Below are 13,782 nucleotides of genomic sequence, written 5' to 3' on the forward strand. Positions count from 1 at the left end.
GCCAGTGGGCCGGGGGAGCTGCCCGCGTCGGGGGTGACGTACGGCACCTCGCGCGCTGACCTGCGGTTCTTCCGTCCCGGGCGACCGATTCGTCCTCGACTGTCAGTGCCCGCCGCTAGCCTCTTTCGACATGTCCGCCCGTATCACCGACCCCGAGCAGCTCAAGCAGCTCCTCGGCATCCCCTTCACCCCGGAGCAGACGGCCTGCATCACCGCGCCGCCCGCCCCGCAGGTGATCGTGGCCGGAGCCGGGTCGGGCAAGACCACCGTGATGGCGGCCCGCGTGGTCTGGCTGGTGGGCACCGGACAGGTCGCCCCCGAACAGGTCCTGGGCCTGACCTTCACCAACAAGGCCGCCGGCGAGCTGGCCGAACGCGTCCGCACCGCACTGGTCAAGGCCGGCGTCACCGACCCCGAAGCCCTCCCGTCACCCGGCCACCACCCCGCGACGACCGCGCCTCGCGCCGACACCGCCTGGCCGGACCCGGACAACCCGCCCGGCGAACCGGTCATCTCGACGTACCACGCCTTCGCCGGCCGCCTGCTCACCGACCACGGCCTGCGCATCGGCCTGGAACCCAGCTCCCGGCTGCTGGCCGACGCCACCCGCTACCAGCTCGCCGCGCGCGTCCTGCGCGAGGCCCCCGGCCCCTACCCGGCGCTGACCCGCTCCTTCGCCGACCTGGTCAGCGACCTGCTCACCCTCGACTCCGAACTCGCCGAACACCTGGTCGACCCCGAGGAACTGCGCGCCTGGGACGCCGACCTGCTGCGCACCCTGGAAGGCGCCCGACTCACCAACGCCGACCTGCGCAAGGTCCCCGAGACGGCCGCCGCCCGCCGGGAACTCGCCGACCTCGTCCAGCGCTACCGGACGGCCAAACGCCGGCGGGACCTGCTCGACTTCGGCGACCAGATCGCCCTGTCGGCCCGCCTCGCCCGCGTCCCCGAGGTGGGCCGCCTGCTGCGCGAGGAGTTCCGCGTGGTGCTCCTGGACGAGTACCAGGACACCTCCGTGGCCCAGCGCGTCCTCCTCGCCGGCCTCTTCGGCGGCGGCACCGGCCACCCTGTGACCGCCGTCGGCGACCCCTGCCAGGCCATCTACGGCTGGCGCGGCGCCTCCGTCGCGAACCTCGACGACTTCCCCGACCACTTCCGCCACGCCGACGGCCGGCCCGCCACCCGGCAGGCGCTCAGCGAGAACCGCCGCAGCGGCGGACGCCTGCTCGACCTCGCCAACGGCCTCGCCGAGCCCCTGCGCGCCCTGCACGCGGGCGTGGAGGCCCTCCGCCCGGCACCCGGCGCCGAGTACGACGGCACGGTCCGCTGTGCCCTGCTGCCCACCCACGCCGAGGAGATCGACTGGATCGCCGACTCCCTGGCCCACCTCGTGCACACCGGCACCCCGCCCGGCGAGATCGCCGTACTGTGCCGGACCGCCACCGACTTCGCCGAGATCCAGGGCGCCCTCGTCGCCCGCGAGGTACCCGTCGAGGTCGTCGGCCTCTCCGGGCTGCTGCACCTGCCCGAGATCGCCGACCTCGTCGCCGTCTGCGAGGTCCTCCAGGACCCCGGCGCCAACGCCGCCCTGGTGCGCCTGCTGACCGGGCCGCGCTGGCGCATCGGCCCCCGCGACCTCGCCCTCCTCGGCCGCCGGGCCCGTCTGCTCGTCGCCCACGCGCGAGTGGACGCCACCGACGACCCGGACCGCCGGCTCGCCGCCGCCGTCGAGGGAGTCGACCCGGCCGAGGTGATCTCCCTCGCGGACGCCCTGGACACCTTCCTGGAAGCGCCCCTGGAGGACGGCGGCGACGACGGGCTGCCGTTCTCGCCGGACGCGCGCGTGCGCTTCGCCCGGCTCGCCGCCGAACTGCGCGACCTGCGCCGCTCGCTGTCCGACCCGCTGATGGACGTCCTGCACCGCGTCCTCGCCGTCACCGGCCTGGAGGTCGAGCTGTCGGCGTCGCCGCACGCGCTCGCCGCCCGCCGCCGCGAGACCCTGTCCAACTTCCTGGACGTCGCCGCCTCCTTCGCCGCGAGCGACTCCGAGGCCACCCTGCTCGCCTTCCTCGGCTTCCTGCGCACCGCCGCCCAGTACGAGAAGGGCCTGGACAACGCCCTGCCCGGCGGCGAGAACACCGTCAAGGTGCTCACCGCGCACAAGTCCAAGGGCCTGGAATGGGACGTCGTGGCGGTCCCCGGACTGGTGACCGGCACCTTCCCCAGCGCCCAGGGCCGCGAGAAGTGGACCGCGCAGGCCAAGGTGCTGCCGCACGCCCTGCGCGGTGACACCGACACCCTGTCCGACGTCGACGGCTGGGACGCGCGCGGCATGAAGGCCTTCCACGAGGCCATGAAGGACCACCAGCACACCGAGGAGCTGCGCCTCGGCTACGTCACCTTCACCCGCCCCCGCTCGCTCCTGCTCGGATCCGGCCACTGGTGGGGACCCAGCCAGAAGAAGCCGCGGGGTCCCTCCGACTTCCTCAAGGCCCTGTACGACCACTGCGCCGCCGGGTACGGAGAGATCGAGGTCTGGGCGGACGAGCCCGCCGAGGACGAGGAGAACCCGGCCCTGCACACGGCCACCGCCGACCAGGTGTGGCCGCTCCCGCTGGACGACGCCGCCCTGGCCCGCCGCCGCGCCGCCGCCGAGACCGTCCTCACCCACCTGGAGACCCTCGCCGCCGAGCCCCTCGGCCCCGCCGCCCCCGGCGTGCCCGCAGCCGGCCGCCCCGCCCTGCACGACCCGGCCGGTGACGAACACCCGGACTGGCCCGCGCCACCGGACGACGACCCGTACGGGGACGACCCGCACGGCACCCCGTTCACCGACGAGCCGTACGCCGACGACGACCCCTACGGCGAACCCTACGACGACCCGTTCGCCCATGAGCCGTACGAGGAGCCCTACGACGGCTCCCCGCCCGACCAGGGCCCACCGCCCGACGACGCCTTCCCGCCCGAACCGGGCCCGCCCTACGACGAGCACTCCGGCGCGGACTCCGGCGCGGACGCCCGGAGCGTCCAGCGGCCCGTGGCCGCGCAGGTCCCCCACGTCCCCCACCAGGCCTCGGCCCCGCAGGACCGTCCCCGCCCCCGTCCCGCCGAGCCGCTGCCCCCTGCCTCCCTCACCCCGGAGGAGGCCCGCACCGTCGCCTCCTGGGACCGCGACCTGGACGCGCTCACCGGAGAGCTGCTGCGCGCCCGGCGGACCGTCACCGACGTGCCCCTGCCCGCCACCCTCACCGCCTCCCAGCTGCTGCGGCTCGCCGAGGACCCGGACGGGCTCGCGCAGGAACTCGCGCGCCCCATGCCGCGCCCCCCGCAACCGGCCGCGCGCCGGGGCACCCGGTTCCACGCATGGGTGGAAGCCCGCTTCGAGGAGCTGGCCCTGCCCCTGCTGGAGCCGGACGAGCTGCCCGGAACCGACGCCGAGATCGCCGACGAACGCGACCTGGAAGCCCTCAAGGAGGCCTTCGAACGCACCGAGTACGCCCGGCGCACCCCCTACCGGGTCGAGACCCCGTTCCAGCTCACCCTCGCCGGCCGCGTCATCAGAGGCCGCATCGACGCCGTCTACCGGCACGGCGACGGCGACGCGGCGACGTACGAGATCGTCGACTGGAAGACCAACCGCGCCCGCACCGCCGACCCGCTCCAGCTCGCCGTGTACCGGCTGGCCTGGGCCGAGCAGCAGGGCGTGCCCCTGGAGTCGGTCACGGCCTCCTTCCTGTACGTACGCAGCGGCGAGGTCGTACGCCCCGAAGCGCTCCCGGACCGGGCCGCGCTGGAGCGGCTGCTCACGGGTGAGACGGAGAGCACACGGCAGGCGAGCTGAGTGTGACGAACAGCCCGCCGAGGATGTCGGTGCGGGCCGATAGGCTCGGGACCATGAGCCAGACCCCGGACAGCGCCGTCCGCACGTACATCGAGCAGCACCGCGCCGCCTTCCTCGACGACCTCGCCGCATGGCTGCGCATCCCCTCCGTGTCGGCCCAGCCCGACCACGCGCCCGACGTCACGCGCAGCGCCGACTGGCTCGCCGCCAAGCTCAAGGAGACCGGCTTCCCGACCGCCGAGATCTGGCCGACCCCGGGCGCCCCCGCCGTCTTCGCCGAATGGCCCTCGGGCGACCCGGAGGCACCCACGGTCCTGGTCTACGGCCACCACGACGTGCAGCCCGCCGCCCGCGAGGACGGCTGGGACAGCGACCCCTTCGAGCCGGTCGTCCGCGGAAACCGCCTCTACGCGCGCGGCGCCGCCGACGACAAGGGCCAGGTGTTCTTCCACACACTCGGCGTCCGCGCCCACCTCGCCGCCACCGGCCGCACCGCACCGGCCGTCAACCTCAAGCTGCTGATCGAGGGCGAGGAGGAATCCGGCTCCCCGCACTTCCGGGCCCTCGTCGAGGAACGGGCCGGGCGCCTCGCCGCCGACGCCGTGATCGTCTCCGACACCGGCATGTGGTCCGAGGACACCCCGACCGTGTGCACCGGCATGCGCGGCCTCGCCGAGTGCGAGATCCGGCTCCACGGCCCCGACCAGGACATCCACTCCGGTTCCTTCGGCGGCGCCGTACCCAACCCGGCCACCGCCGCCGCCCGCCTGGTCGCCGCCCTGCACGACGACCACGCGCGCGTGGCGATCCCCGGCTTCTACGACGGCATCGTCGAGCTGACCGACCGCGAACGCGAACTCTTCGCCGAGCTGCCCTTCGACGAGGAGCAGTGGCTGCGCACCGCGAAGTCCCACGCCACCCACGGCGAGGCCGGGCACACCACCCTGGAGCGCATCTGGGCCCGCCCGACCGCCGAGGTCAACGGCATAGGCGGTGGCTACCAGGGCCCCGGCAGCAAGACGATCGTCCCCTCCACGGCGATGGTGAAGCTCTCCTTCCGGCTGGTCGCCGGCCAGGACCCGGACCACATCGAGAAGGCCGTCCGCGCCTGGGCCGCCGAGCAGGTACCCGCCGGGATCCGGTACGAGATCGACTTCGGCTCGGCCACCCGCCCCTGCCTGACGCCGCTCGACCACCCCGCGCTCCAGTCGGTGGTCCGCGCCATGGGCCGCGCCTTCGAGCGGCCGGTCCGCTTCACCCGGGAAGGCGGCTCCGGACCCTCCGCCGACCTCCAGGAGGTCCTCGGCGCCCCCGTCCTCTTCCTGGGCATCTCCGTCCCTTCCGACGGCTGGCACGCACCCAACGAGAAGGTCGAGCTGGATCTCCTGCTGAAAGGCGTCGAGACCAGCGCGTACCTGTGGGGTGACCTGGCCAGGAACTGGCGTCCCGCACTCTGACCGGTCGGCGCCGTACGGAGGGGCACCGCGCACGGGGCACACTGGATGGACCGCCCCGACCGCCCCGGCCGCTCCCGGCCCGGTGCCCGCCCGCCCACGTCCCGCCGAACCGCCCGCCGAAAGAACCGCCGTACTGGGGGAGTTGGAAGCACCCGTGACCACCTGGACCGACGACACAGCCGACCGACCCATCTCGCTGACCGCCCCGAGCGGCATCGACCGCGCCGCCCACCACCGGCTGGACGAGGCCTGGCTCGCGGCGGCGTGGAGCCACCCCACCACCCGCTGTTTCGTGGTCTCCGGCGGCCAGGTACTGATCGACGAGACCCCCGACGGCCGGACCGAACTCGTCATGACGCCGTCCTTCGAGGCCCCCCTCACCGAGGCGCACCGCTACTTCCTCGGCATCGACGAGGAGGGCGTCAGCTACTTCGCGCTCCAGAAGGACTCGCTGCCCGGCCGCATCGACCAGTCCGCACGCCCGGCGGGACTGCGCGAGGCCGGCCTGCTGCTGTCCCCGCGCGACGCCGGACTCATGGTCCACGCGGTCGGCCTGGAGAACTGGCAGCGCACCCACCGCTTCTGCTCCCGCTGCGGCGAGCGCACCGTCATCGCCGCGGCCGGCCACATCCGCCGCTGCCCGGCCTGCGGCGCCGAGCACTACCCCCGCACCGACCCGGCCGTGATCATGGCGGTCACCGACGAGGACGACCGCATCCTGCTCGGCCGCCAGGTCCACTGGCCCGAGGGCCGCTTCTCCACGCTCGCCGGATTCGTCGAGCCGGGAGAGTCCATCGAGCAGGCGGTGCGCCGCGAGGTGTCCGAGGAGGCCGGGGTCACCGTCGGCCAGGTCGAGTACGTCGCCAGCCAGCCCTGGCCCTTCCCGTCCAGCCTGATGCTCGGCTTCATGGCCCGCGCCACCTCCACCGAGATCGAGGTCGACGGCGACGAGATCCACGAGGCCCGCTGGTTCTCCCGCGAGGAACTGCACGCGGCCTTCGAGTCCGGCGAGGTGCTGCCGCCCTACGGCATCTCCATCGCGGCCCGGCTGATCGAGATGTGGTACGGCAAGCCGCTGCCGACCCGCAGCTTCGTCTGACGAGCAGCCCCCGTCCGGGACGGGGGACACGACGCCGGGACACAAGACGCCGGGAAACAGCGAACGGCGGCCCCTGGGCCCTTCCGGGCTCGGGAGCCGCCGTCCGGCGCAGCTCGGGCCTACGCGGCGAGCTTCTGCTTGACCTGGGCCAGCGACGGGTTCGTCAGCGTGGAGCCGTCCGCGAAGAGCACGGTCGGGACGGTCTGGTTGCCGCCGTTCGCCTTCTCCACGAAAGCGGCGGACTCGGGGTCCTGCTCGATGTTGATCTCGGTGTAGGCGATGCCCTCCCGGTCCATCTGGCTCTTCAGCCGCCGGCAGTAGCCGCACCAAGTCGTGCTGTACATCGTCACAGTGCCCTGCATCTCTCGCGCTCCTCAGGCAGCTCGGAAAAGGTCGTCCAGGAGGAGAACGTAAGCGACCGGCCCGCCATTCCCGGCAGGGGTGTCCCTCCGCCCGAGCGACCCCGGGCCGCCGGTCCCCGGGCATGGATGTCCCCCACAGGAGTAACACGGGCCCCTCGCGTGTGACACCGGCCGCATTAGTACGACTGCGAGCCCCCGCCTGTGGACAACCGGCGCAGCCGTCCCGACCGACCTGGCAGCATGGCGGTGTGACAGCAGCAACGCACTCCCCTCTCTTCCCGCAGGCACCGGACACGGCCGACGCGGTGCTCGAAGGGCTCGACCCCGAGCAGCGCGAGGTCGCCACCTCCCTGCACGGCCCGGTGTGCGTCCTGGCCGGAGCGGGCACCGGCAAGACCCGGGCGATCACCCACCGCATCGCCTACGGAGTGCGAGCCGGCATCCTCCCCGCGTCCAGCGTGCTCGCCGTCACCTTCACCAACCGCGCCGCCGGAGAGATGCGCGGCCGGCTGCGCCAGCTCGGCGCCCACGGCGTCCAGGCCCGCACCTTCCACTCCGCGGCCCTGCGCCAGCTCCAGTACTTCTGGCCGAAAGCGATCGGTGGCTCCCTGCCCCGGATCGTCGACCGCAAGATCCAACTCGTCGCCGACGCGGCCGCCGCCCTCGGCACCCGACTCGACCGCAACGAGCTGCGGGACGTGACCGCCGAGATCGAATGGTCCAAGGTCACCCAGACCGTCCCCGCCGACTACCCCTACGCTGCCGCGAAGGCCGGCCGCGAGGTCCCCCGCGACCCGGCCGAGATCGCCCACCTCTACGCGGCCTACGAGGACCTCAAGCGCGACCGCTCGGTCATCGACTTCGAAGACGTCCTGCTGCTCACCGTCGCCATCCTCCAGGACCGGCACGACATCGCCGAACAGGTCCGCACCCAGTACCAGCACTTCGTCGTGGACGAGTACCAGGACGTCAGCCCCCTGCAGCAGCGACTACTGGACCTCTGGCTCGGCGACCGCGACACCCTGTGCGTCGTCGGCGACGCCAGCCAGACCATCTACTCGTTCACAGGAGCAACCCCCGACCACCTCCTCGACTTCCGCCTCCGCCACCCCGGAGCCACCGTCGTCAAACTGGTCCGCGACTACCGCTCCACCCCCCAGGTGGTCCGCCTCGCCAACGGCCTGCTCGCCCAGGCCCGCGGCCGCGCCGCCGACCATCGGCTCGAACTCGTCTCCCAGCGCCCCCCGGGCCCCGAACCCGTCTACACCGAGTACACCGACGAGCCCGCCGAGGCCGAAGGCGCCGCCCGCCGCATCCGCGAGCTGATCGACGCCGGCGTCCCCGCCGCCGAGATCGCCGTCCTGTTCCGTACGAACTCCCAGTCCGAGACCTACGAGCAGGCCCTCGCCGACGCCGGCGTCCCCTACCAGCTGCGCGGCGCCGAACGCTTCTTCGACCGGCCCGAGATCCGCAAGGCCGGCACCGCCCTGCGCGGCGCCGCCCGCTTCGGCGGCAACGACTCCCTCCTCGACGAAGCCGTCGACCTGCCCTCCCAGGTCCGCGCCGTCCTCTCCGGCGAAGGCTGGACCAGCGCACCCCCCGCCGGATCCGGCGCCGTCAGAGAACGCTGGGAATCCCTGGCCGCGCTGGTCAGCCTCGCCCACGACATCGCCGCCACCCGGCCCACCGCCACCCTCGCCGACTTCGTGGCCGAACTCGACGAGCGGGCCAACGCCCAGCACGCCCCCACCGTCCAGGGCGTCACCCTCGCCTCCCTGCACGCCGCCAAAGGCCTGGAGTGGGACGTCGTCTTCCTCGTCGGCGTCGCCGAGGGCATGCTGCCCATCACCTACGCCCGCACCGACGAACAGATCGAGGAGGAACGCCGCCTCCTCTACGTCGGCGTCACCCGCGCGCGGGAACGCCTCCACCTCTCCTGGGCCCTGTCCCGCTCACCCGGCGGACGCCCCAACCGGCGGCCGAGCCGCTTCCTCGACGGGCTGCGCCCCGGCACCACCCCCACCGCCGGCCGCACCGGAGCCGGCACGGGCGGAGGCGTCGAACACGGGATCACCGCGAGAGTCGCCGCGGCCCCCCGGCGCGCCCAGCGCACCCCGGCCCGCTGCCGGGTCTGTGGCCGCACGCTCACCGACGCGGGCGAGATGAAGCTGATGCGCTGCGAGGACTGCCCCTCGGACATGGACGAAGGACTCTACGAACGGCTCCGGGACTGGCGGGCCGTCCAGGCCGAGCGCAGCGGCCAGCCGGACTTCTGCGTCTTCACCGACCGAACGCTCATGGCCATCGCCGAGGCCTGCCCCGAGACTTCCGCCGAACTGGCCCGCATCCCCGGCGTCCTCAGCCGCAAGCTGCGCAGCTACGGAGCCGACGTTCTGGCCATCTGCGCAGGTCAACAACCCGGCGCAGACGACGGGAACGACTGATGCGAACTCGTCGAAAAAATAGTTTGCGCATGCCCCGGCAATCCCCATAGGTTCTAGGCACGGAAGCAGCGGCCTTCTCGAAGGCGCGGTTCCGTGTTGTACTTGCATATCCGAACGGACTGGCTCACCCCAGTCCCAGAGACGCCGAGAGGAGGCGAGTCCAGTGATCAGCATCAACATCAGCACCACCGTCAGCACGGCCAAACTGACCGATCGCTCGGCCGTCTCCACGTGCATGCTCGGCGCCTCGAACCAGGGCACCGGTCTGTCCGGCATCCGTGCCGTGCGTCCGGCGTCCTCTCCTGCCCTCGCGGGTCTTCCCACCCGTGAGCGCAATGAGCGACCGACCAAGGCACTGGAAGCGGTAGCGGCACAGGCACACGCCTATGCCTTTGCGGCGGCCGGTGCCGGATTCCGGAAGCAGACGACGCACCACCACCTGATGTGGGCCTTCCGTGGGCCAGAACCCTGGAGTGATCCAGCCTGATCGTCGATCAGGCCGGCGCCTTCAGGGCCGCGGAACCCCACCCGGGATCCGCGGCCCTTCTGTTTTCCCCGAACGGGGACGACGGAGCGAAGGGGCCTCGGGACAAGGAACCCGGTACCAAGCCGACACCCGGTCAACCGGCCGGAACGACCAGACGAGGAAGAAACATCGTGCAACTCGAAGCGCACGCCCCGTCCATACCGCCTTCGCAAACGATCCCCCCGCCCGGCCTCACGGAGGACTCCGCCTTGACCCCCCTCACCGCGCTCACCGCGCTCGACGACGCCATCGAGAACCTGGGCGTACCCGTTCCCTGCCGCTCCTACGACCCGGAGGTCTTCTTCGCCGAGTCGCCCGCGGACGTCGAGTACGCCAAGTCCCTCTGCCGCACCTGCCCGCTGGTCGAGGCCTGCCTCGCCGGCGCCAAGGAGCGACGTGAGCCCTGGGGCGTCTGGGGTGGCGAGCTGTTCGTCCAGGGTGTCGTCGTCGCCCGGAAGCGGCCGCGTGGCCGCCCGCGCAAGAACCCGGTCACAGCATGAACACCGCAGGAACGATCGACCGCCCCCTCACGCACGACCCCAAGAAGCAGGCCCCGATGAAGCCGTCCACCAGCGAGCCCGCCGGCTCCGCGACCTCAGACTTCACCACCACCGGCGCGACCGAAGCGCGTCAGAACAGGAACCGAGAGATGCAACTCATGCAAGAAGCCCTCGCTCGTGCGCATATGCACGAGCGACTCCATGAAGCGGTGCACGAACGCCGGGCTATGCGCCTGGCGGTAGCCCAGCGCATGCAGCGCCGGGCCGAGCGGGCCTCGCTCCGTGCCCGCCGCGCGCTCGCCATGGCGGTCATGCAGTAAGGAACAACACCCGAACAGCGGTGGCCTCCCGGACCCGGGAGGCGAAGCCTCCCCGCGGGGGCCGGTCCGGCCGAACGGACCGGCCCCCGCGGTGCCGTATCACAGGGCGCTCGGCCGGTTCCGGAGTTATCGTCACCGGGTGACGAGTCCTCCCTGTGAAACCGACCAGGGCGGCTCCACCCCGGAGCCCCAGCCCCATCCCCCCGTGTGCGACCGCTGCGGCACCACCGCCGACGGCCCCCGGCCGGCCACCTGGACCTGCTCCGTGGAGAACGGCGTCCGCCACTACTTCTGCTGCACCTGCGCCCGCGAGAACCTCCGCGCGATCGAGGGACGCCTGGACTCGCCCTGGTGGTGAGGGTCTCGGGACGGCCGGCCGACTGACCGACCGAAGAGGGGAAGGCTGCGGTGGGGGCCCCTCCCCCCCGGCCCCCACCCCCTCCCCCCACCCTCACACTCACCCCGCGCAGGCAGCCCCGATCACGCCCCCGCCGGCTCCTCCGTGTCGGTGTCCTCGGAGGCGTCCGGCAGGAAGCCCGGGAGCCATTCCTCCAGTTCCTCGCGGAGGCGTACGTGGGCGCCCAGCTGGCACAGAACGCCGATGGTGCTCAGCGTCACCCGGTGTATCAGGAGGTAGGCCGGGGGCAGGTTGAGCTGTTTGCCGAGCTGGTAGGCGGGGGAGCGGGGGTCGGCGATGCGGGCGGCCTGGCTGCGCATCCAGGAGCGGGTGAAGGTGAACGTCTCCACCCGGGCCGGCTCGATGATCGGCAGCAGGTAGTCCAGGACGGCGTCCGGCTCCAGCTCGATGTTCTCCTTGACGAAGCCCTCTTCGCAGAGCAGTTCGTAGACCGTCTCGGCCTCGCCGTCCAGCGTCATCCGCAGGGAGACGCCGATCGGGGCCGGCAGGCCGCCGGGGAGCCGGTCGACCGTGCCGAAGTCCAGGACCCCCAGGCGCCAGTCGTCCTCACCGGCCGGTCCGCCGGGCAGCAGGCGGAAGTTCCCCGGGTGCGGGTCGGCGTGCAGCAGGCCGGTGCGGGCCGGGCCCGAGAAGAGGAAGCGGGCCAGGAGCTGACCGGCCCGGTCGCGCTGCTCCCGGGTGCCGTCCGCGATGATCTCGGACAGCGGGATGCCGTCGATCCACTCGGTCACCAGGACCTGCTCGCACTGGTGCACCACGGCGGGGACGACCACGTCGGGATCGTCCGCGAACTCCTCCGCGTGTGCGGCCTGGGCCTGGGCCTCCAGGCCGTAGTCCAGTTCCTCGGAGACCCGGTCCCGCAGCTCGGTGATCAGCGGCTTGATGTCCATGCCCGGGATGAGCGGGCCCAACAGCCGGGCGAAGCGGCTCAGTTGGCCGAGGTCGGAGAGCAGGGCCTCGCCGGCGCCCGGGTACTGCACCTTGACCGCGACCTCACGGCCGTCGTGCCACACCGCCCGGTGCACCTGGCCGATCGAGGCCGCGGCGGCCGGCTTGTCCTCGAACTCCTCGAACAGCTCGCGCCAGTCCGGTCCCAGCCGCTCCTCCAGGACCGTGTGCACGGTGCGGGTCGGCATCGGCGGGGCCGCGTCCTGCAGCTTGGTCAGGGCCGCGCGGTAGGGGCCGGCGATCTCCTCCGGCAGCGCCGACTCGAAGACGGACAGCGCCTGCCCGAACTTCATCGCGCCGCCCTTCAGCTCGCCGAGCACCTTGAAGAGTTGCTCGGCGGTGCGCTGTTGCAGCTCGCGGCCGACGATCTCCGCGGACTCGCCCACGATCCGCTTGCCCAGCCCCCAGGTCGCCCGGCCGGCGAAGCCGAGCGGGAGCGCGGCGAGCTTGGCGGTACGGGTGACCGCCTTCCGGGGAAGATCAGACATGCGCCCTCCAGTTCCCAGTCGGCCGTGCCGCGCCCGCTGTGTGTCGCCACCGCGCCGACGGCCGTTGCACCGCCATTGTCGCGCGCGGATCCCCCGTGGTTGAGGGGCGCTCCCGTTTACCTCTCTCCGCGGCCCCGCAGCCGCAGCCAGGATGGGCCGGGACCGGCCGGGAGCGCCAGGTCAGAGCGGGCAGGGACACCTCCCAGCGGGCGCCGGTGCTGGAGGGCGTCTCTCCGTCGAGGAAGGCCAGGGCGTGTGCCGCCGCCAGTCCCGCCACGGCCGTGGACAGGGTCAGGTCGCAGGCTCCGACCCGGCGGGCCCGGCCGGAACGCCACTGGGCGACCAGTCGGGGCCAGGCCGGGTCCCGGTCCGTGCGGTCCTGGTGCAGACAGCCGGCGCAGCCGGACTCGCCGGGCAGCACGAGGGGGCCGACGACGCCGGTGCCCTCCACGACACCGGCGTACAGATGGGGCGTGCCGGTGGCCAGGAGGGGCTCGGCGGTGAACGGGTCCGGGGCGTGCACGGCGACGTCGTCGCGGGGCGCGAAGATCACCAGGGAGAGGCCGGGGTCCTCGGCGCCGGATCCGGGGGAGTGGGCGTGGCGGGGTGGCCGGTCCGGTGCCGCGCGGCGGACGGCGGCCCGCGCCGCCGCGTCCCGGCGGTCGCCGAGGGAGCCGGCGGGCAGCCCGCCCGGCGCCACGTCCCATGGCTCGACGCGGCCCACGTCGCGCACGTCGACCTCTCCGACGCCGGCGCCCGACAGGACCGACGCCAGCAGGGCGCCGACCCGGCCCGCTCCCCGGACCCGCACCCGCAGCGCGCGCCGGGCCGCGAGCCGGGCCGTGGCGCCGCCCGGCTCGGGCGTGACCAGGGAGAGTGAGGCGAGGTCGGGGCGCAGCCGTTCGAGGACGTCCGTCTTCTCCCGCAGCGCGTCCGCGGCCGGTCCGCCGCCGCGCGCGTCGTCGACGAGGCCCGCGCGGGCCAGCCGCTGCACCAGCGCGTCGACATGGCGGGCCGGCACGTCCGCGCGTCGGCCCTCCTCGCGCAGCAGCGGCAGCCCGCGGGTGCCGTCGAGCAGGTCGAGGAAGCTCCCGGTCGCGGTGTCCACCGGGCCCAGTGTCACGGCGTGCGCCGGGGTCATCCCGAACTGCACGGTGTTGCGGTCCCGCCAGCCGCGCCGTAGCGCGGGCTTCACCACCGGATGCATGACTGCCCCCCTGTATCCGTGGACGTGGTCCGTGGATGTGTCGCGTGAGTCTGTGCGGATGTGCCGCGTGCGTCCGCGAAGGATGCGCCGGCGGAGCGGGTCGTGCTTCGCCGGTGTCTGTCAGCATGCCCGCCCGGCGCGACCGGTGTCGGGAGTTATCCACAGACGAGGG

General features: G+C 73.2%; 11 protein-coding genes. 8 read left to right on the top strand and 3 right to left on the bottom strand.

The genetic code is table 11. The features are described from left to right. Positions 1–130 precede the first annotated feature (130 nt). From ACZ4VF_RS37015 to nudC, 3 genes are all read left to right on the top strand, one after another. The gene (locus tag ACZ4VF_RS37015; RefSeq protein WP_467931568.1) at positions 131–3,841 is read left to right on the top strand and encodes an ATP-dependent helicase; all 3,711 of its coding nucleotides are present in this window, start codon (positions 131–133) and stop codon (positions 3,839–3,841) included. A gap of 53 nt (positions 3,842–3,894) precedes the next feature. Next, a complete protein-coding gene (locus tag ACZ4VF_RS37020; protein ID WP_467931569.1) occupies positions 3,895–5,298 on the top strand; it encodes a dipeptidase in 1,404 nt (467 codons plus the stop codon). Positions 5,299–5,452: 154 nt separating this feature from the next. Next, on the top strand, positions 5,453–6,397 hold the full coding sequence (gene nudC / locus ACZ4VF_RS37025) for an NAD(+) diphosphatase (protein WP_467931570.1): 945 nt from the start codon (positions 5,453–5,455) through the stop codon (positions 6,395–6,397). A gap of 119 nt (positions 6,398–6,516) precedes the next feature. Here nudC and ACZ4VF_RS37030 read toward each other — a convergent pair whose 3' ends face one another. Continuing rightward, entirely contained in the window at positions 6,517–6,759 is a 243-nt protein-coding gene (locus tag ACZ4VF_RS37030) for a mycoredoxin (RefSeq protein WP_030338954.1), read from the bottom strand. A 122-nt stretch (positions 6,760–6,881) separates the two neighbouring features. On the opposite strand from ACZ4VF_RS37030, the gene ACZ4VF_RS37035 reads away from it, so the two are divergent. The 5 genes from ACZ4VF_RS37035 (at position 6,882) to ACZ4VF_RS37055 (ending at position 10,907) form a co-directional block, all read left to right on the top strand. Next, on the top strand, positions 6,882–9,203 hold the full coding sequence (locus ACZ4VF_RS37035) for an ATP-dependent DNA helicase UvrD2 (RefSeq protein ID WP_467931572.1): 2,322 nt from the start codon (positions 6,882–6,884) through the stop codon (positions 9,201–9,203). Positions 9,204–9,366: 163 nt separating this feature from the next. Then, positions 9,367–9,690 carry a hypothetical protein gene (locus ACZ4VF_RS37040; protein ID WP_467931573.1) on the top strand — a complete coding sequence of 108 codons (324 nt, stop codon included), beginning with the start codon at positions 9,367–9,369 and terminating at the stop codon, positions 9,688–9,690. Positions 9,691–9,860: 170 nt separating this feature from the next. Then, positions 9,861–10,229, top strand: coding sequence for a WhiB family transcriptional regulator (locus ACZ4VF_RS37045; protein WP_467931575.1), 369 nt, complete (start codon positions 9,861–9,863; stop codon positions 10,227–10,229). Next, the gene (locus tag ACZ4VF_RS37050) at positions 10,226–10,549 is read left to right on the top strand and encodes a hypothetical protein (protein ID WP_467931576.1); all 324 of its coding nucleotides are present in this window, start codon (positions 10,226–10,228) and stop codon (positions 10,547–10,549) included. The genes ACZ4VF_RS37045 and ACZ4VF_RS37050 overlap by 4 nt, the downstream gene beginning before the upstream one ends. A gap of 139 nt (positions 10,550–10,688) precedes the next feature. Next, the gene (locus ACZ4VF_RS37055) at positions 10,689–10,907 is read left to right on the top strand and encodes a hypothetical protein (protein ID WP_467931577.1); all 219 of its coding nucleotides are present in this window, start codon (positions 10,689–10,691) and stop codon (positions 10,905–10,907) included. 122 nt (positions 10,908–11,029) lie between these two features. Here ACZ4VF_RS37055 and ACZ4VF_RS37060 read toward each other — a convergent pair whose 3' ends face one another. Both ACZ4VF_RS37060 and ACZ4VF_RS37065 read right to left on the bottom strand, forming a co-directional pair. Next, positions 11,030–12,403, bottom strand: coding sequence for an ABC1 kinase family protein (locus tag ACZ4VF_RS37060; RefSeq protein WP_467931578.1), 1,374 nt, complete (start codon positions 12,401–12,403; stop codon positions 11,030–11,032). Beyond that, on the bottom strand, positions 12,396–13,610 hold the full coding sequence (locus ACZ4VF_RS37065; RefSeq protein ID WP_467931580.1) for a TOMM precursor leader peptide-binding protein: 1,215 nt from the start codon (positions 13,608–13,610) through the stop codon (positions 12,396–12,398). Before ACZ4VF_RS37065 ends, ACZ4VF_RS37060 begins: the two co-directional genes overlap by 8 nt. Positions 13,611–13,782: the final 172 nt, after the last annotated feature.

It is taken from the genome of Streptomyces sp. NPDC029151 (assembly GCF_055564315.1).